Source organism: Rhizobium beringeri (assembly GCF_004306515.1).
Taxonomy (GTDB): Bacteria; Pseudomonadota; Alphaproteobacteria; order Rhizobiales; family Rhizobiaceae; genus Rhizobium; species Rhizobium beringeri.
On the sequence record NZ_SILG01000001.1, the window covers coordinates 277,240 to 296,232 of the forward strand.

Below are 18,993 nucleotides of genomic sequence, written 5' to 3' on the forward strand. Positions count from 1 at the left end.
GTCATGACGAAAATATTCCGCTTCGGCGTCATCGGCTGCGGTCTAATGGGGCGCGAGTTCGCGAGCGCTGCGGCGCGCTGGCTGCATCTGGCCGATGTGAAGGCGCGACCGGAAATCGTCGCCGTCTGCGATACCAACGCGACGCTGCTCGACTGGTTCAGGGATCATGTGCCGACCGTTCGCCAGTTCACCGCCGACTATAAGGAGCTTCTGGCCAATCCCGAGATCGATGCGGTCTATTGCGCAGTCCCGCATGTGCTGCACCAGCAATTCTACATCGACATCCTGAAGGCCGGAAAACATCTTCTCGGCGAAAAGCCCTTCGGCATGGACGCAGCGCAGAACCGGGAGATCATGGCTGTTCTCGCCGAGCATCCCGACCTCCTGGTCCGCTGCTCGTCGGAAATGCCTTTTTTCCCCGGCGCACAGAAGGTCATCGCCCTCGCAAAAAGCGGCGAGATGGGGGATATCCTCGAAGTCGAGGCGGGTTTCCTGCACTCTTCGGATATCGACCGGCAGAAGCCGATCAACTGGAAGCGCATGGCCGAGATCAATGGCGATTATGGCTGCATGGGCGATCTCGGCATGCACGTGCTGCACGTGCCGCTGCGTCTCGGCTGGCACCCGACGACCCTGCATGCGCAATTGGTCAAAAAGGTCACCGAACGCCCTGACGGCAAGGGCGGCATGCTGCCCTGCACCACCTGGGACAATGCCACGATCAGCAGCCGCGTGCGCACCGGCGATCAGGATTTCCCGATGGTACTGAAAACCTGGCGTATCGCGCCCGGCGAATCCAACACCTGGTACATCAGGGTTCTCGGCATGAAGAAAAGCGCATTCTTCAGCACGAAGTCGCCGCGCCAGTGGCAGTGGATGGATTATAGCGGCGGTGCGCAAGCCTGGAGCACCGAGGATCTCGGCTATGGCTCGCTGTTTCCAGCCATAACAGGCAAGATCTTCGAATTCGGGTTTGCCGACGCCATACAGCAGATGTGGGCGGCCTTCGTCGATGAGCTTGCCGGCGGCAATGCCAATGGTTTCGGCTGCGCGACCCCGGCGGAAGCGCAGGCGCATCATGCCGTCCTGACGGCAGCCCTCAAATCCGGCCGCGAGGACGTCGTGGTGCCGGTCGACTATGACGGGGCATCCGCCTGATGAAGCGCTCCGAGATCAACGCCGCGTTGCTGCAGGCAACCGAGACTCTCGAGCGTTGGCACTGGTCCCTGCCGGCATGGGGCTCTTGGACGGCGGCCGATTTTGCCGCTCATCCCGAGGCCTCAGCCTATTTGCGCGCCCATCAGCTGGGTTGGGATGTCACCGATTTCGGTTCGAACCGGTTCGCCGAATGCGGCCTCGTGCTGTTTTGCCTGCGCAATGGCATCGTTGATGTCAAGGGTGAGCGGACCTATGCCGAAAAGCTGCTCTTCGTTGGGGAAGGGCAGGTCACGCCGACGCATCGTCATGCGGCGAAGATGGAAGACATCATCAATCGCGCCGGCGGCGATCTCGTCATCGAATTCGCCGCAACCGATGCCGATGGCAATGTGCTGAAGGATGATGTGACGGTTCCGGTTGACGGGCTGCCGCGCCGGCTCGCTGCGTGGGAACCGCTGGTCCTCCAGCCTGGCCAGAGCGTGACGATCCGCACCGGGCTTTACCACCGCTTTTACGGCAGGAAAGCGGGCGGACCTGTCCTTGTCGGCGAGGTCAGCCAGGTCAACGACGACAACAGCGATAATTTCTTTCTGGAGCTGATCGGGCGCTTTGCCGCGATCGAGGAAGACGAGCCGCCGCTCAGACCCTTGTGGAACGAAGGGGGCAGCTGATGCGAGCCGGGGAGGAAGTTTGCGATCGCGACAGTCAGAAGCAGGGCGGCATCGTCTGCGCGGGAAACTTCATCGTCGATCGCGTCCACACCCTGTCCTATTGGCCCGAACAGGGCAACCTTGCGCATATCCTGCACCAGGATCTGGGCGTGGGGGGCGGGGCGGCCAATGTCGTCACCGATCTGGCCTCGCTTGGATTTCCAGGAAAGCTAGCGGCGGCGGGATGCATCGGCGCTGATCAGGACGGAGAAATCGTCAAGGCCCGCCTTGCACTTGCCGGCGTCGATGTCGGTGGGCTGACGGCGCTTGCCGACCGGGTGACGGCGCATACGCATGTCATGAATGTGCCCGGCCAGAACCGCACCTTCTTCTATCATGGCGGCGCCAACGATGCCGTCACGGATGAGCTTGTCTCACCCGCGGCCTTCGCCAAGGCCGGCTATCGGCTGTTCTATCTCGGTTACCTCATGCTGTTGCCGGGTCTCGACCGAATTGGCCCCGATGGTCGTTCGGGAGCGTCGCGCCTGCTGGAAGCGGCGCGCCGCGTCGGGCTTACGACCTGCGTGGATTTCGTATCGAGCGAAGACCCGGAATTTGCGGCCAAGGTCGGCGTCGCTCTGCCCTTCTGCGATTATCTGATCATCAACGAGATGGAGGCGGGTCGGGCAACCGGCGTTATCGTTCGCGATGCGAAGGGAGATTTGATCGAGGCGGGGCTTTTGGAAGCGGGCGAGCGCCTGCTTGCCGCAGGCGTCACCAAAGGCGCGGTCATCCATGCGCCGGAAATCTGCTTCTGGTTTGCATCAGGCGCTTCGCCGATCATGACGCGTTCACGACCCGTCAATCCCGATGACATCGTCAGTACCGTCGGCGCAGGAGACGCCTTCTGTGCCGCCGTGCTCTACGGCCTGCATGAGAACTGGCCGGTCGAGCATATCTGCGCCGTCGCCCATGCTGCGGCTGCGCATTGCCTCGCGGGTGCGACGGCCACCGATGGCATCCCCACCATGTCCGTCCTTCTTCGGGAGACGAACCCGCAATCCGCTTAGCCCATTGGCGCCGCCTCAGGAGAGCGGCTCCGATCAGCGTTCAGTCAAGGGAGGAGCAAATATGAAACTATTCATTATGGCAGCCGCGCACGGCACCTTTGCCGATTTAAGTGCGACCGGGGAGGCAGTGCGATGACATATGCGGAAACGGCGCGGCTCTCCGGCAAGGTGGCATTGGTCACAGGAGGAGCGAGCGGCATCGGCAAGGCGGTATGCGAACGTTTCGCCGCCGAAGGCGCCAGGGTTGTCGTGGCGGATCTCGACGGTGAACGATGCACACGGGTGGCGGAAGCGATCGGTCCTCAGGCCTGGGGTGTCGCGCTTGATGTGACCAGCCAGGACAGCATCGAAGAAGCTGCGCGCTTCACTATATCAACCGCCGGCAAGATCGACATCCTGGTCAATGCCGCAGGCATTTACGAGGTCGAGTCCATTCTGGAAATATCCCGCGAGCGCACCGCTAAGGTATTTCAGGTCAACATCGAAGGCCTGATCTTCATGACGCAGGCCGTTGCCCGGCACATGGTGGAGAGAGGGGAAGGTGGACGCATCATCAACTTCTCGTCCCAGGCTGGGCGTCGGGGCGAAGGACCGGCCGTGGCCTACTGCGCTTCCAAGGCGGCCGTCATCAGCATTACGCAAAGCTGCGCTCTGGAGCTGATCCGTTATGGCATCAACGTCAACGCCATCGCTCCCGGCGTCGTCGATACGCCGATGTGGGACGTCGTCGATGCAAAGCTCGGCAGCCGGGAAGGTTTGAAACCCGGTGACGTCAAGCGCCGCGTGGCAGCCGCCGTTCCGGCCGGACGATTTGGCGCCCCCCACGAACAAGCTGCCATGGCCGCCTTCCTGGCCGGGCCGGATGCAGCATACATCGTGGCGCAGTGCTACAATGTCGATGGCGGCAATGTCATGAGCTGAGCGCTTGAGCCGTGCCCGGGATGGTCGATGCCGTGTGGCGCGCCATCCCGCAAGGCGGCTTCATCAGCACGATAGGCAATCGAACTTGAGGTCTGGAGGAGTGGAATGAGGGCTGTACGCTTGGAGTCGATCGGGTCTTTGACCATGCGCAGCGTTGAGAAGCCGGTTGCCGGGCCGGGCGAGCTGCTTGTCCGGGTGGCAGTCGCCGGCATCTGTGGTTCCGATCGCCACATGTACAAGGGCGAGTATCCGACAGCGATCCCCGTGACGCTGGGCCACGAATTCTGCGGCATCGTCGAAGGGATCGGCGATGGGGTGACCAGGTTTACCGGCGGTGAGCTGGTAACGGTGGACCCGAACATCTCCTGCGGCACCTGTCGGGCTTGCGCGCAGGCGCGGCCGAACTTGTGCGAGAGCCTGACCGCCATCGGAGTGACACGGGATGGCGGCTTTGCAGAATACGTGGCGGTGCCGCACGCGCAAGCCATCATGCTGCCGGCCGACCTCGATCCCGTTCACGGCGCCTTCAGTGAACCGCTGGCCTGCTGTATCCACGCCATCGACAAGGCAAAGATCCGTCCGGGCGACAGCGTCGCTATCCTTGGCGGGGGAGTGATTGGCCTGCTCATGGTGCAGCTGGCCCGCCTGGCTGGGGCAGGCGAGATCATTTTGATTACGCGGCAGCAATCGAGACGCCAAACCGCTCTGCGCCTGGGGGCCACGCACGCCTTCGACCCGGTCTCTTCTGATACAATCGCTTCCGTTCGAGAGATCACTAAAGGCGGCGCAGACGTGGTCATCGAGTGCGCCGGCGTCAGCGAGACGCTTCAAACCGGTCTGAAAATGGCGCGGCGCGGGGGCACCTTCGTGCTTTTTGGGGTGACGCCGTCCGGTGTCGAAGTGCCGGTTTTGCCCTTCGATCTGCTCGTGAACGAAGTCGATATCAGGCCGGCCTACCTCAATCCCTTCACCCATTCGCGCGCTGCGGCAATGGTCGCGAGCGGGGTGTTGGAGCTGGACGCATTGGTCACCAAAACCATAGGTCTCGAGGAGGTCTCCGACGTGGTGGGCAACGCGCCACTACCAGGCGAGATCAAGGTCATCGTCCGGCCCTAGCTTGGGCGCCCCCAGCTCCACCTGCCGGGCCTCTCTGATCCGCACCACCTGCTCAGCGGCGGACGGGGCCGGTGGAATCGCGCTCGATCAGCGTGACCGGCACTTTTACGATCGCCCCTTGCCGAGATTCGCCCCCTGTTTGGTGCGCCTCGATCAGCGCTTCCAGCAGCCGTGCTGCCTGCTGCCCGACGTCGCGGATCGGCTGTGCGACCGTTGTCAGCCTTGGAAAGACGTAGGCTGCCTCCGGCAGATCATCGAAGCCCACGACTGAATAGTCGTTTGGAACGGAAAACCCGCGATCCTGGATGGCATGGATTGCGGCAATCGCTGAAACGTCGGTCGTGCCGATGATCGCGGTGATATCAGGCCGAGACGCCAGCAATTCCCGCGCCAGCCGGTAGGTCTCGGCAAAGCTGTGCTCTTCCGCCATCGCCACGATGGCGGGCGCGATGGCGTCTTTCGCCATCTCGGCGGTGATGCCTTGCAGGCGAAGCTGGATAGGCTGGCTGTGTGCCGGCGCGCCGACGATGGCAATCGCCCGGTGCCCGAGATCGATCAGATGGCGCGCCATCAGCCGTCCACCTTCCTCGTGATCGGCCATGACAGCGTCGTCGGCGATGCCGCTCAGCTCGCGGTCAATGGCGATGATTGGAATGTGAGCATCACGCAGCACTCCGAAATGCTCGGTGCTGCCGAAGGCGCTCGCCACGATGACGCCGTCGACGCGCTGGGCAAGCAGCATGGAGATGTAGCGCACCTCATGGTCCATATTTTCCGCCGTGCTGCAGATCAGCGTCTGATAGCCGTGCTGAAACAGTTCCTGTTCGATGGCATGCGCCAGGATGCCGAAGAAAGGCACTTCAATCGACGGCAGCATCAGTCCGATCATCCGGCTTGGTGCACCGCGCAGCATACGGGCACCCTTGCTGGGCGTGTAGTTCAGCGTTCGGATAGCCGCCTCGACCCGCTCCCTGAGCTCAGGTGAGGCATAGCCGCTGTTGTTGAGCACGCGCGAGACCGAAGAGACCGATGTTCCTGCAAGTTTAGCGATATGTCTGATGCTGGTCGTCACGTGCTCGCATTTCTTTCTCTACAGCGCCGCGCGTCTTTTCAGACGCGCATAGGAGGCTAGCACAGGAGTGGTCGAACATTCATGAGACGGGCTGCTGAAGTTCACTTCCATTTCATCATCCACTAGATCACTAGCGGGACGCTGCATCAAGCGCAGGCCCCCGTCCATGCCTCAGCGAAGACACGTCCACGTCCCGAATATTTTGGCGATCACTTTCCCATTTTCGCGTCGTAGCTGCCCATGGACAGTTCTTTGCTCGTCAGAAAAATCAATAAGGTCGAAGAAAACGCTCTCATTTTGTTCGATATTTCCAAGGAAGAAGACGTCCTTTCGGACGAGCGACCCCTTGCGGGGAAACCAATTTTCCAATGCGCGATCGGCCAATGCCTGATACTCGGCAAAGTAAAATAGTCCCGCCCCGTTGAACTCCTGGGAGGCGCTGGGATCAAACCGAAAGGTTCGGAGCGCTTTGTTGGCGGGGACGGGAAACCCGAAAGGTGTTGCTAACCGCCCATTCCGGATGTCTGCAGCATTCTGGGCGAGAAGGCTGGGCTGGAACCGCTGTCCCTGCGGCTCAGGCAACGTTACACGGGCTATCGAGTGATTGTTGTCTTTGATCGTTCTGTGAACGAAGGTTGAGATGAGTTCGACCGCGCCGACGCTTCGTCCGTGGATAGACAACTCGTGTCGGGTCGAAGTCCGGGTTCGCGAGACTGCGGACAGTCTCGAATGAATGGTCAAAATGTCGTTCGCCTGCACCATGTCGAAACGTGCATCCGTCAGTGACGTTGCACAGATCGCGGCATAGGCCTCTTCTCCATTCGCCGTTCTGAAATCCGCATTGTCGAGCCCGAGATGACACGCAAGCATTAGCCAGTGACGATGGCCGAGTTCCTTCATCAGCCAGGTCTCCGATAGCCCGTTTCCATTCAGATGCGGCATGCCCAGCAGTATATGCGGATCAAGAGCACGTTCCATCAGGTCGCGTGCCGAAGGTCCTGCGGGCGGAAAATCGAGAAGGGCCGCGCTCATGATCAGGCGCTGACCGATTGCTTGAGAGACGATGTCTGTGCCGAAAGTCCAGCTGCGAGATGCCCGACCACATGTTCGGCATCCCTGCCGACGCTGAGGAACCGGCCCGAGCCCCAGGTCCAGAGCCAGGGAAGTCCCAGCACGTAGACGCCATCGACGGCGGTGACGCCGCGGCGATGAACAGGATAGGCGTTGCCGTCGAAGATCGGCAGGCCGACGAAGGACCAATCCGGGCTGAATCCCGTGGCCCAGATGACGGAGGTAATCCCCTCCGCCTTCAGGTCGAGTTCGGCAATCTCCGCCTCAGGCTCCCAGACAGGGACATAGGGGGATCCGGCCGGAGCATCGATGCCTTTTTCGGCGATGTGCCGGTCAATCAGGGCATTGATGCCGTTATAGACACGGTCGGCGCCGTCGAGATTGGCCTTCAGGTTCGGCTCGAACAGCATCCGGCCGGCGGCGACGCCGGACATGCGGCCGTATAGCGCCATGCCTTCCAGCGCGAACTTGCGCAGATCGATATCGCGTCCGCCGTCGCGTCCTGTCAGGTAATGGTTGGTGTCGTGCTTCTTCTTCGTCATGCCATCATGTTCGACCGTGATGTCGTACTGGCCGATATCGGAAAGCCAGTCGACCACCTCGCGACCGCGATAGAACCGGGCGCAACGCGGCGCGTTGCCGGTGACGAGATGCACCTTGCGGCCGGCAAGATGCAGATCCTCTGCAATCTGGCAGCCGGACTGGCCGGAACCGACCACGATGACGCCGCCGTCCGGCAGGTGGTAGGCATTGCGATAGGCGGCGGTGTGGATCTGCATGATGTCCTCGGGCAGGCGCTCGGCCGCACGCGGAATGGCCGGATCTGCATAGAGGCTGGTGGCGATCACTACGGCATCGGCGGTCACCGCGCCAGCCGAGGTCTCGAGCCGAAAGAGGTCGCCATGCTTTTCGAGCGACGTCACGCTGGTTTGCTCGAAGACCGGCGCCTCGACCTTTTTCACAAAGCGATCGACATAGGCGAGTATCTCGTCCTTGACCATAAAACCGTGCGGGTCCGCGCCGTCATAGGGATGATCGGGAAGCTGGCATTGCCAGTTCGGCGTCACCAGGCAGAAGGCGTCCCAGCGTTCGTTCTTCCATTTATGCGCAACGGTCTTCTTCTCGAAGACCACGTGATCAATGCCGTGCCTCTTCAGATGGTGAGAGGCCGAGAGCCCGGCCTGGCCGCCGCCGATGACAACCGCGCTGTAATGGCTCTTGAGGGATGGTGTGGTCATGATGAGTCCTTTCAAAGGATGAAGCTTTCGCAGCGGACTTCGGCCTCTGCGTCGGTGAGATAGGGAGTGGCGGCTTGTTCGATGCGCGACAGCTGACCGAGCGCCAGCGAGCAGGGATAGCCGTATTTCGCCTTGACCCTGTCGCTGGCGATGGTCAGTGCCGTGCGGCTGCGATCAAGAAAGTCGGACAGCGGATAGCTTTGGCCTTCGGCGAAATAGTCCCTGATCACCAGGGAGGGCGAGTAACAGGTTTCCTTGCGGCCATCCGGCCAGGCAATGACGAACCGCATTTCAGGCATGATCGGGCTCCAGCAGCGTGTGATAGCGCGCAAGATGGGCCGTTGCGGTTTGGTGCCAGCCATGGCGGGCGGCAACCGCGAGACCACGGGGAATGATCTGCTCGCGGATCGGGGCGACCAGCGCCAGCGCCATGCCTTCGGCAATGGAGACCGGATGACGCGGATCGCACCAGATCGCATCGCCAGGACCCAGATATTCGGTGAAGGGCGCAATCGAGGATGTCACGACCGGAATGCCGCTGGCCATGGCTTCCAGAACGACGAGGCCAAAGCCCTCCTTGAGCGAAGGGAACACCAGCGCATCCGCCAACCGGTAGAGGCTCGGCATATCGGCATCCGCGATCGCACCGGTGATATGCACCGCTGCGGCGTCCCGATCGAGGCAGGCGAGGCAAGAACGGAACTCCTCCTGATAGTCGCCATGGTCCAGAAGAGAGGCGCCGCCGGCAATGACAAGCTGGGCATCCAGCCGGATGGCGCGGACCTGACGAAAGGCTTCGAGAATACCAAGGGTGTTCTTTCGCGCCTCGATGCCGCCGACACTGAGGAAGATCGGCCCGCTTCCCAGCTGCAGCCTGTCGCGCAGAGCGACCTGCTCGCCGCTCCAGGCAGGCGAGAAGCGGTTGGTGTCGACGCCATTGCCGACTACCACCGCATCAATGCCGCGATCATTTCTCAGCTTGTCCTGCCAGAGGCGGCTGACGGCGAAGAAGATATCGGCCGCGTCGATCGCGCGATCTTGCAAGGTCATCAGACGCGGATCGGCGAACTGGTCAATGTGGTGGACAGTGCGGGCAAAATTCGGGATCAGGCCCTCCAGCTTGAGGGTTGCCAGCGCATTGCCGGAAATGCCGTCATGGGCGTGGAACAGGTCGAAGCCATTGGTTCCGGTTCTCCGGAAATAACCGACATAATCGGCAATCCGCTGCTCGACCATTTGCGTCATGTCCGCGGGTGCTGGCGGCACGGCAATGCAGGCGGTGCTGCAGGAGGGTTGACGAAAGAAGCCCACCCCCTTGGCATCGGGCGCATGCAGGACCACCTCATGACCAAGCGAGCTCAGCGCTTCCGAAAGCTGCATGGCATGAACCACGCCGCCACGCGGGTTGGTGGAATGGGTCAGCATGGCAATGCGCAGGGTTCGGTGCGACGGGAGGCTCATGCGGCGACATCCTGCCGACCGAGCTGCAGCAGGGGTGTTTCGGCATGATCGCGCACCACTGCACGGCTCTCGCCATCGACCAGTGCGACCTCGCCACCAGCCACGACTGCGCCGATGACCGCAGCGTTGATGCCGCGCGCGGTGAAGCGGGTGACGACATCGGCCGCCTGTTCCGGCGCGACCGAGAGCAGATAGCCGAAGCTCGGAAAGGTGACGAGCCAGCGGTCGAGGCTCACACCGGCGGGCAGGGGAATGGCGGTGACGTCGATATCGATGCCGACATGCGAACATTCGGCCAGCATGATGGCCGTGCCGATGATGCCGCCCTGGCTGATATCCTTCGCAGACAGCGCGAGCCCCGCCTCGGCGATCTCGGGCAGCAGCTCGAGGTCGCCGCGCAGGCGCGCCGGCGCGGCATCGGTGGCGGCTTCCCAGTTGTTGAAGGGTTCGCGGTAACGGCCGCGATGGTCGATCGTCGCAACCAGCACATCGCCGGGCTTTGCATCGAAGCTCGTCAGCAGCGTCTTGGCACGACCGAGAATGGCGACCGACAATTGGCCGCGTTCGCTGCGGATATTGGTGTGCCCGCCGACGATCGGCACGCCAAAAGCGCTGGATGCCGCCCGCATTCCTTCGAGAACGGGTGTCGCGCCAGTCTCGCCATTGGCCCAGACGGCATCAACCACGGCGATTGGCCGGCCGCCCATGGCAGCGACGTCGGAGATATTGACCATGACGCCGCACCAGCCGGCGAACCAGGGGTCGGCGGCGACGAACTCGTTCATGAACCCTTCGATGGCAAAAAGCAGATAACCGTCGCCATCGGGCAGCGCGGCGCAATCGTCGCCGACGGCAATCTGCTGCCCCTGCAGGCCGAGCCTTGCCGCGATCGTGCCGATATCCTGCTTGGCGGCGATGCCGCTGCTGGCCGAAAGTTTTGCCGCCAGGCTCTTGATGTCGATCGCGACCATCCTCACGCCGCCTTTCTGGAAAGGGCGGTGAAGCCAGCCTCGGGTGTGGCGCAGGGCGGATAATAGGCAAGGTCGGCCTTCATCCTGAGATGCGGCTTGCCGTAGACCTCGAATTCCTCGATCACATCCCAGTGCATCCTGCGGAACAGCAGACCGTTCTGAACCTGCACATTGGCGAGGAACGTGTGGCATCCGATCGCATTGGCGGAGGACACGGCGAGCTTGATCAGGGTCGCCCCCAGGGCGCCGATCTTGCGGAAATCCGGATGGACCGCCAGCCGCGAGCCCCACCAGAGACCGGGTTCGGCCTGATGGATGCGCACCGTTCCGACCAGCTGGTCGGCGGCAATGCCGAGCATGGAGAGAGCCACGATCGGGATGGCGTGATCGTCGATCGCGTCGCGGTCATCGCCTTCGAAGATCCGCTGTTCCTCGCAGAAGACGGCACGGCGCAGCGCATGCGCTTGGCTGCGCTCCCAGGCGGAGGTCGCGAACTTCACCTGGAATTCGCTCGAGCGATAGGGAGCAAAGGCTTCGAGCATCATTTGGTGAGCATCCTTTCATAGGTGGAAAGGGCGGAGCAGGCGCCGCATTTGCCGCAGCCGGCCTTGATGTCGACGGCCTTCAAGCCACTGGCGACGAGCATCCTGGACAAGGGTCCGAGGATCGAGTGCATGAAGTCGGGCCTCGGCGCCGGGTGGCTTTCGAGCGGCGTGCCGGAGATCGGTACGAAGGGCACGACGAAGGGATAGACACCGAGCGCAACCAGCTTTTCGCAGATGTCCAGAATGGCTTCACGGCTGTCGCCGAGCCCCGCCAGAATATAGGTCGAGACCTGGCCGCGCCCGAAGACCTCCACTGCAGCCTTGAACGAGGCCATGTATTTGCCGATCGAGACCTGCGCCTTGCCCGGCATGATGCGGGCACGGACCTCCGGCGTCACGGCCTCCAGATGCATGCCCAGGGCATCGACGCCGGCCTCTTTCATCCGGGTGAACCATAGATCGTCTTCCGGCGGCTCGCATTGCGCCTGGATGGGAATATTGACGGCCGCCTTGATGGCCCGGGCGCTGTCGGCGAGGATCGCAGCACCGCGGTCGTCGCCCTTCGGCGTGCCGGTGGTCATCACCATATGTTTGACGCTGTCCAGTTCGACGGCCGCCTTGGCGACTTCCGCGAGCTGCTCCGGCGTCTTGTGGGCGATGGTACGGCCGGCTGCCAGCGATTGTCCGATGGCGCAGAACTGACAGGTCTTGGTGCGGCTCTGATAGCGGATGCAGGTCTGCAGCACGGTCGTGGCGAGCACGTCCTTGCCGTGCAGAACGGCGATCTGCGAATAGGGAATGCCGTCGGCGGTCGAGCGCTCGTAGAAGCGCGGGCGCAGGGGAAAGGAAACCTCGCCCAGCACCGTGCCGTCCCGGCTGATACGGCTGCGGCCCATCTCGTCCGGCTTTTCCACCAGATAGGGGCTCTCGAACGCAGGTGCGGTGTGAACCGGCACCATCACCGTCATGCCGTCAATGGTCAGTGCCTTGTGGTCGGAAGGTCCGGCCCCGCCGCGGCGGCTTTCATGTCCGGCCTTGGGGTCAACGAGCCGGGCTCCGTAGGACTGCAATTCGTTGATCAGAATCTCGGTCGGCAGACGTGTCGTATTCTCCATCGGAAAGGGTCCTTGCTTCGGCTGTGGGGAGGGATGGCTGGGTGGTGGTGACCATCGGCACCGTGGCGCGGCCATCCATGACAAGATGCAGCAGCTCGGGCCGGGCATAATGGCCGACCGAATCCATCATTCGCTTGCGTTTGACGATCAGGCTCATGTCGAGATCGGCGATCAGGATGCCTTCGCCTTCTGTGAGCGGCGGCACGACGTGTTTGCCTTCGGGCGAGATGATCGCAGTCATGCAGCCGCCGCGAAGGGCCTTCTGCAGGCCGGCGTCGGACGTGATGGAGGCGATCTGCTCGTCGGTCAGCCAGCCTGTGGCATTGATCACGAAGCAACCGCTTTCCAGCGCGTGGTGGCGGATGGTGACCTCCATCTGGTCGGCAAAAATCGGCCCGACCATCGAGCCCGGAAACTGGGCGATATGGATGTCCTCGTGCTGTGCCATCAGGGCGTAGCGGGCCAGAGGATTGTAATGCTCCCAGCAGGCCAGCGCCCCAAGCCGTCCGACGGCGCTATCGACCACCTTCAGGCCGGAGGCGTCGCCCTGGCCCCAGATCATTCGCTCATGAAAAGTCGGGGTGATCTTGCGACGCTTGAGGATGAGCGTGCCATCGGCATCAAACAGCAGTTGGGCATTATAGAGCGATCCGTGGTCACGCTCGTTGACGCCAAGCGCCACGACGATGCCATGCTCGCGGGCGGCTGCCGAGACGGCATCGGTGGCGGCACTCGGCACCGTGACGGCTTCCTCGTAAAGTCGCACATGCTCCTTGCCGGAGAGAACGGGCGGCAGCACGAAAGAAAAATAGGGGTACCAGGGGACGAAGGTTTCGGGAAAGACGATCAGCTCGGCGCCTTTGGCCGCCGCTTCACGAATTGCATCCAGCACGCGGGCCAATGTTTTCTCGCGCGAGGTCAGATCCGGCGCGATCTGCGCGGCGGCAACCCGGACGCTCGGTTTTTTCTCCATGACGAAATCCTCGATTGACGGGTGGGGAGGCGAAGCGCCAAGGCTCCGCCCTTATTCTTTGGGGCGCTTGCTGCTCAGAGCGTCCAGGTATCAAGGATGAAGGCGCCGTCGCGGCGATGGATCAGGATCAGGTCGAGAACGTCGAGCGGACTGATCGGCGTGATGCCGGGGATCAGCGCGCCTTCGCCATGGCCGTAAAGCGCCTGAAGGGCAAACCGGCAGGCATAGACCTTGCCGCCTTCTTCCATGAACTTGACGATCTGGTTGTTGAAATTCAGATGGCCGGGAAAGGCCTCCGCGCCGAGCGTCGGAAAACCGCGCTGGACGCCGAGCGTGACGCCCGGGCCATAGAGAAGGACCGAGGTCTCGAACCCCTTCCGCTTCAGGCGCGTCGCCTGCAGCAGGTTGACGAATCCGATCGATCCTTCGAAGGCCACAGTATGGAAGGTGACGAGGGCTTTTTCGCCTTCGCCGGCCTGTACGTCTTCGAAAACCTTGTCCTCGTAATCGACAAGAAAGTCGCCTTTTTGATTGGCTGGCTTGGTCACTGCGGGCATGGATGGCTCCTTGATTGAAATCCGATCCCCATCCGGGGAGCATCCATCCAATTGCAAGCGCTATGCCAGATTGATTATGCACAAATAGCCGTCAAATGTACCAATAATGCAGTCAATTATGCTATCAATTTTCAGAATGAAATTCTAGAGCTGATTTTCTGTGCGACGGAATGCAAAAATCGAATGCACGAAAGCCCAAATCAGATGCATCCAATTGGGCGTCAATCATTGGGAGGAGCCATGATATTTGAGCAGCACGAGCCTCTGTCACCTGTTTACGCCGGGGCCTTGGGAAGGGCTGCCTAGACTCGCGGCCGCTTTCTGGTGTCGGCCGCAATGGCAATGGATGCGGCGCGTATCCAAAGGAAGATTTGCGGCAAGATGACATATGACATCAATCGGAAAGATCTAGCTATATTGAATGCAATCAATTAATGCAGTTGGATGTATGTGTAAGACCGTTCGCAGGGCCGCCAACGGAGTCGCGGCCCTTATCGATGAGGCGGCCGTAGACGTATCAAAGTAAGAACAAGGCGCTTGTGGTGGGGGTGTGAGAATAAGCGCACCCCTGCTTTCACGTCTTGCATGCTCCGGCTTCGAGCACATGTGCGCCACAACGAAATTGTTCGGATGCCTGGCTATCCGGCATTGATCGACAAGGTTCACCTTGAAAGCTACAGGATAGACCCGATCGATAGCAGCACGTTGAGCGGACACTGATGAACGACACTGTCCTCCTTTTTCACGGCATTGCCCGGACGAAAAAAAGCATGGAGAAGCTCGCCAGCTTTTTGTCCGGCCACGGTTATCGGGTTGTGAACGTCGGTTACCCCTCCACCCGGTTTTCGATCAGCGACCTCGTCGACATCATTCGACCGGAGATCGACGACGCCGTGAAGAAAGCAGGCGATGGCCGGGTCCATTTCGTCGGTTATTCGATGGGTGGCCTGGTCATCCGCGCTTTTCTCAAGAGCTATCGCCCAGCCAAGCTGGGGAGAGTGGTCATGGTCGGAACGCCGAACAACGGCAGTCAGATTGCCGATTTCCTCAAGAGCTGGCCACTATACAGGAAGGTCTATGGACCGGCAGGACAGCAGTTGATTACCGATCAAACCGCCATGACCGAGCTGTTCGGCACGGTCGATTACGAACTTGGCATCATCGCAGGGAACCGGACCATTGACCCGGTCTCTTCGCTTATCATTGGCCTCAGGGTTCCGAATGATGGGAAGGTTTCGGTGGAGAGCACCCGTCTTGACGGCGCGGCAGCGCATATCGTCATTCCGGCAAACCACACGTTCTTGCCCGTCAACAGGACGATGTGGAGCCAAGCCCTGTCGTTTCTGAAAGATGGGCGGTTTACAAGCTGAATTTCCAAATATTCAAACATCCGCCACATGCCCTCTGCTTAATTCCCCGCGGCACCCGTATCGAAGGAAATGCAATGACCGCCATCCTGCGAAAGAAAGTTCACGGCGCGTCTACACGCGGACAGGTCATCGATGGTGCGCCCGATGTCGGCGTCGCCTATCAGGTGTTTTCCGATACGGTGATCGAAGACGTTATCGTCAAGAACTCTCCTCGAGGCTTTAAATTTCACAATGGCAAGAATCTCACCGTCAGGCGCTGTGAAACGGAGAATGTGAACGGCGACGGCATTTACCTGACGAAGACGACGCACGTGTTGCTGGAGAATAATCGCATCGGCGCAGCCCCGGGCGAGGGAGCAGACTGCTGCCAGTTCGCCTATCAAAACAGCGACGACAATATCAGCTCCGATATCGTGATCCGCGGCAACCTCTTCCTGCAGTCGCCGGCGAGCGCATCGAACAAGGGCGCGCTGGTCTGCGACAAAACTCGGAAATACCTGGTCGAGTACAATTTCATCGGCGGCAAGAATTTCTCCTTTTCGTCGATCGGGGATGACGCCGTGGTGCGCAGCAACATCATGCGCGATGGCAGGATGAATGACTATTCCTTCGGCTACGGCATTGGCGACAAGGCCGACCACGCCGGCCATCACATTTATGACAACTGGATCGAGAACGCCAATCGTGGCGTCAGCCTGAGCGGGTTTTCGGATCAGGAGCTGGCATTTCGCAAAGACATCGATATCCACGACAACGTCATTAGCCAATGTGACATCGCGTTCTTCGCCAACCGTCGGTGGTCCGGCAGCTTTCGGCGCAACATATTTCTGCGGTGCGAACAAGACATCGTTCTCAAGGGAAACGGCAAAGCGACTGCGGGTGATATCGATGGCAACTATCGCAACGATGGCAGCTTTCTGAATGTCACCCCGCCGCCGCTTCGCTTGAAGCCTGACGGCAAGGCTTCCGTTTCCTCCGGCGAATGGACATCCGAGCCCGACGAAATCCGCATCCAGTGGCGTGACAAGGGGATCGATATCCCAGGCGCCAACCGGCCCTCGATCGCGGTTGAGCCTGGCATGGAATTGTCATGCGTCTTGCTGGCCCGCAAGGAGCAGAATTGGATGCTGGCGATCGCCGAGACTGCCTATGACGACTTCACACCCCGCGCCTGGCAGGAACACAGGCTGCCTTGGCAGAAGCGCTATCTCTCGATTTAAGCGGTGCAACGGGGACCAGGATCGCGCCTAAATCAGGATCGACGCCAGCCAAGCCTCATGGCCTTTCCAGCGCTGAGCGCTTTGCGAACAGGTTCATCGTAGAGGCGGGTGACGATAATGGCCAATAGGACGATCAGCGGAAGAACGATGGCAAAGATCGCCCAAGCCGGCGGTTGCCCCAGGCCAGTGGCTTTCCAGGCTCCCAACAACAAGCCCAGCAACGGAACATGAATTGCATAGAGCGCGTAAGACGCCTCTCCCGCAATAAGAAGCGGTTGTCGCAGCACGCCATCGAAGTTGGCTGTGTAAAGGACAAGCACCGCGATAGGAAATAAAGCGGTGATGACAATCAGGTCCTTTATGCCAACCAAGGCGGCTGGCGCCTGGAAGACGAGAAGAGCAGTCGCGACGACGATTGTTGTCACTGCGGCTGCTTTTCCGATGCCTGAAGGGGAAAGCCGCGCGCGGTAGCGGTACATCAAGATGCCGAGGGTGAAGGAAAAGAGAACGCGGGGAAATCCGGAGAGCAAAGCGCCGTCGAGCGGGATCAGGTCGGCGCTTCCATGGGCCAGCGTTTGCGCTGCCAGCCAAACCCATGACGCAAGCAGGATGATAACGAGCACGCCGCTGGACAGCATTCTTGCTGCATAGCCGTAGGCCAGGTTGATCACGATCTCCAGGAATAGGGACCATGACGGACCGTTGAAGGGGAACAGGTTCGGCGCCTTCAGTGATGTTCCACCGATCGCCGGCATGAAGAACATCGAGGCAATCAACGAGGTGGCAAACAGCATTGGATCCATTTGCTGATTTCTGCTGAGCGACATACCGGCATAGGCGAGTACGCCGAGCAACAAACCGAGCAGATACAGGGGGTATAAGCGGATGAGACGCTTGATGGCGAAATCATTGGCAGAGAGCGAAGACTCTTGGATGAGTTTCTTCTCATAGGCGTGGCCGATCACGAAGCCGCTGAGGCAAAAAAACAGGTCGACGGCGAGGTAGGCAGCAGGTGCTGCATCAAATCCGACAAACCCTTCGGTATGATGCACCGCCACACAAATAGCCGCCAAACCACGAATCCCATCGAGGCCAACCAGTCTACGATTATTTGAACTCATCTTTTTAGCCTGATGCATGTTGCGCGCCTGCCTGGGTCGGTTTGCGGAAGCGGGACAGGAACTCCGGGCCAAGGCTCGAAAGTGCGATCACGGTATGGGGCCATAGGATGAAGGGGGCCAGCATCATTCCGGCTTCGGTGAACGCGCCGATCAAGATCAGGAGGATAATGACAACCTCCTTCCTCTTCGTGATGGCCAGCGCTTGACTTAAGGGCGACGAGGTCATCTTCGCCACGAGCCGCACCACGACGAACGAGGTCCAGATGATGGTGGCGGGTATGCCCATGTTCAGCGCAAGTTCGATATAGGTGTTGTGTGTCGATTGAGCGTCCCACGTAAGGCGAACATATTGCTCCATGATTTCGGGCTGTCGGAACAAGGCGAATCCCCAGCCTGAAAGGGGCCGCTCAAAGATCAGCGGCAGCAACTGTTCCCAAACATTCGTACGTCCGCTGAGCGTAAGGTCTTTCCCGAATGACTCGGCAATCGCCTGGGCCACACCCATCAACGCGACGGAGACGACAAAGCCCAGCAGGGCGAATGCAAGGAGAACGACGAAGGATCTGAAGATGCGGCCTGGAAAGCGCTGAATCCAGCTCATTCCGTAGTATACGGCTATTCCGATCGAAAGCAGGATGATCGCCGTTGATGATTTCGCCAGCACGATGAGCACCAGGTAGAGCAGCATTGCCGCCCATCGCATTAGATCATAGTAGCGCAGCCGCCACATCGGCAGGGCCGGCAGCAGCAAGATGAAGTTTGTTGCCGAAAACTGGCCGAGCATGTTTTTGTGGTAGAATGCCCCTTTCACCATCCCGGCATAACTGCCTCTCATCACCGCGAACCGTGGAAAGGCTGCTGTGTAAAGAATATTGATGAAAGCCGTTGCAATCGCAAATTTCGCCAGGGCTTCAAATGTGTCAACTGCTCCATAACGGGCCCGGTAAAGAATGGGTCCAGCTGTCAGCAATGCGACGGCGACGAGGGCCCGGAGCGAGGCTCCGACGCTGACGGAAAAAGCAATCGAGAGAAAGACGCATAAGCAGACGATGCCGACCAGCGGCGAAGCGCTGCGAATCAATTCAAAGATTCGCTTGGGCTCCAGGATGCAGTAGAGCCCAATGAGTGGGACGAGCGACATCAGCAACAGTCGCATCGGCATGGGATCTTTGCCGACACCCTCTTGGAAGTCGGCCGGCAGCCCATACCACATGCCGGTCGCTCTCCAGAGGGAAATATAAAATATTGCCGAGAGGACGATCCGCACGAAGGTTTCACGCCGAATGCGATATTGCGCGCGAGCTCTGGGTCTATGTCTTTGCAGGCCAATCGGTTGGTAGCTGTCAAATGAGGTGCTCATGACA

Annotated in this window: 19 protein-coding genes; 7 read left to right on the top strand and 12 right to left on the bottom strand. The window is 60.4% G+C overall.

Going from position 1 to position 18,993, the window contains the following annotated elements; all coding sequences use genetic code 11:
• The first annotated feature begins 3 nt into the window (after positions 1-3).
• The 5 genes from ELH03_RS01495 to ELH03_RS01515 all read left to right on the top strand — a co-directional run bounded on the left by ELH03_RS01495 (position 4) and on the right by ELH03_RS01515 (position 4,915).
• Positions 4-1,158, top strand: a complete 1,155-nt coding sequence (locus tag ELH03_RS01495) for a Gfo/Idh/MocA family protein (RefSeq protein WP_128409627.1) — start codon at positions 4-6, stop codon at positions 1,156-1,158.
• On the top strand, positions 1,158-1,829 hold the full coding sequence (locus tag ELH03_RS01500; RefSeq protein WP_128401907.1) for a D-lyxose/D-mannose family sugar isomerase: 672 nt from the start codon (positions 1,158-1,160) through the stop codon (positions 1,827-1,829). The genes ELH03_RS01495 and ELH03_RS01500 overlap by 1 nt, the downstream gene beginning before the upstream one ends.
• The gene (locus ELH03_RS01505) at positions 1,829-2,878 is read left to right on the top strand and encodes a carbohydrate kinase family protein (protein ID WP_128401906.1); all 1,050 of its coding nucleotides are present in this window, start codon (positions 1,829-1,831) and stop codon (positions 2,876-2,878) included. Before ELH03_RS01500 ends, ELH03_RS01505 begins: the two co-directional genes overlap by 1 nt.
• 132 nt (positions 2,879-3,010) lie before the next feature.
• Positions 3,011-3,799, top strand: a complete 789-nt coding sequence (locus tag ELH03_RS01510) for an L-iditol 2-dehydrogenase (RefSeq protein ID WP_128401905.1) — start codon at positions 3,011-3,013, stop codon at positions 3,797-3,799.
• Positions 3,800-3,904: 105 nt separating this feature from the next.
• Positions 3,905-4,915: a zinc-dependent alcohol dehydrogenase family protein gene (locus ELH03_RS01515; protein ID WP_128401904.1), complete on the top strand. Its 1,011-nt coding sequence runs from the start codon at positions 3,905-3,907 to the stop codon at positions 4,913-4,915.
• A 52-nt stretch (positions 4,916-4,967) separates the two neighbouring features.
• On the opposite strand, the gene ELH03_RS01520 is transcribed toward ELH03_RS01515, so the two are convergent.
• From ELH03_RS01520 to ELH03_RS01565, 10 genes are all read right to left on the bottom strand, one after another.
• Positions 4,968-5,987 (bottom strand): LacI family DNA-binding transcriptional regulator, encoded by a 1,020-nt coding sequence (locus ELH03_RS01520; RefSeq protein ID WP_128401903.1) that lies wholly within the window; start codon positions 5,985-5,987, stop codon positions 4,968-4,970.
• 171 nt (positions 5,988-6,158) lie between these two features.
• Positions 6,159-7,019: a Pnap_2097 family protein gene (locus tag ELH03_RS01525; protein ID WP_128409626.1), complete on the bottom strand. Its 861-nt coding sequence runs from the start codon at positions 7,017-7,019 to the stop codon at positions 6,159-6,161.
• A gap of 2 nt (positions 7,020-7,021) precedes the next feature.
• Positions 7,022-8,296, bottom strand: a complete 1,275-nt coding sequence (locus ELH03_RS01530; RefSeq protein ID WP_128409625.1) for an MSMEG_0569 family flavin-dependent oxidoreductase — start codon at positions 8,294-8,296, stop codon at positions 7,022-7,024.
• 11 nt (positions 8,297-8,307) lie between these two features.
• On the bottom strand, positions 8,308-8,595 hold the full coding sequence (locus tag ELH03_RS01535; protein ID WP_128401901.1) for an MSMEG_0570 family nitrogen starvation response protein: 288 nt from the start codon (positions 8,593-8,595) through the stop codon (positions 8,308-8,310).
• Entirely contained in the window at positions 8,588-9,757 is a 1,170-nt protein-coding gene (locus ELH03_RS01540) for an MSMEG_0565 family glycosyltransferase (RefSeq protein ID WP_130765918.1), read from the bottom strand. The genes ELH03_RS01535 and ELH03_RS01540 overlap by 8 nt, the downstream gene beginning before the upstream one ends.
• Complete coding sequence (locus ELH03_RS01545; protein ID WP_128401899.1) at positions 9,754-10,728, bottom strand: sll0787 family AIR synthase-like protein; 975 nt, start codon at positions 10,726-10,728, stop codon at positions 9,754-9,756. The genes ELH03_RS01540 and ELH03_RS01545 overlap by 4 nt, the downstream gene beginning before the upstream one ends.
• Before the next feature lie 2 nt (positions 10,729-10,730).
• Positions 10,731-11,273, bottom strand: coding sequence for an MSMEG_0567/Sll0786 family nitrogen starvation N-acetyltransferase (locus tag ELH03_RS01550; protein WP_128401898.1), 543 nt, complete (start codon positions 11,271-11,273; stop codon positions 10,731-10,733).
• Positions 11,270-12,388, bottom strand: coding sequence for an MSMEG_0568 family radical SAM protein (locus ELH03_RS01555; protein WP_128401897.1), 1,119 nt, complete (start codon positions 12,386-12,388; stop codon positions 11,270-11,272). The genes ELH03_RS01550 and ELH03_RS01555 overlap by 4 nt, the downstream gene beginning before the upstream one ends.
• Positions 12,315-13,361 (bottom strand): Nit6803 family nitrilase, encoded by a 1,047-nt coding sequence (locus ELH03_RS01560; RefSeq protein ID WP_128401896.1) that lies wholly within the window; start codon positions 13,359-13,361, stop codon positions 12,315-12,317. Before ELH03_RS01560 ends, ELH03_RS01555 begins: the two co-directional genes overlap by 74 nt.
• A 74-nt stretch (positions 13,362-13,435) precedes the next feature.
• The gene (locus ELH03_RS01565) at positions 13,436-13,918 is read right to left on the bottom strand and encodes an MSMEG_0572/Sll0783 family nitrogen starvation response protein (RefSeq protein WP_018244765.1); all 483 of its coding nucleotides are present in this window, start codon (positions 13,916-13,918) and stop codon (positions 13,436-13,438) included.
• Positions 13,919-14,637: 719 nt separating this feature from the next.
• Here ELH03_RS01565 and ELH03_RS01570 point away from each other — a divergent pair.
• Positions 14,638-15,288 carry an esterase/lipase family protein gene (locus tag ELH03_RS01570; RefSeq protein ID WP_128401895.1) on the top strand — a complete coding sequence of 217 codons (651 nt, stop codon included), beginning with the start codon at positions 14,638-14,640 and terminating at the stop codon, positions 15,286-15,288.
• A gap of 74 nt (positions 15,289-15,362) precedes the next feature.
• Complete coding sequence (locus tag ELH03_RS01575) at positions 15,363-16,508, top strand: right-handed parallel beta-helix repeat-containing protein (RefSeq protein WP_128401894.1); 1,146 nt, start codon at positions 15,363-15,365, stop codon at positions 16,506-16,508.
• 32 nt (positions 16,509-16,540) lie between these two features.
• Here ELH03_RS01575 and ELH03_RS01580 read toward each other — a convergent pair whose 3' ends face one another.
• Both ELH03_RS01580 and ELH03_RS01585 read right to left on the bottom strand, forming a co-directional pair.
• Entirely contained in the window at positions 16,541-17,647 is a 1,107-nt protein-coding gene (locus ELH03_RS01580) for an acyltransferase family protein (protein ID WP_128401893.1), read from the bottom strand.
• Positions 17,634-18,989 carry an O-antigen ligase family protein gene (locus tag ELH03_RS01585; protein ID WP_128409624.1) on the bottom strand — a complete coding sequence of 452 codons (1,356 nt, stop codon included), beginning with the start codon at positions 18,987-18,989 and terminating at the stop codon, positions 17,634-17,636. Before ELH03_RS01585 ends, ELH03_RS01580 begins: the two co-directional genes overlap by 14 nt.
• Positions 18,990-18,993 lie beyond the last annotated feature (4 nt).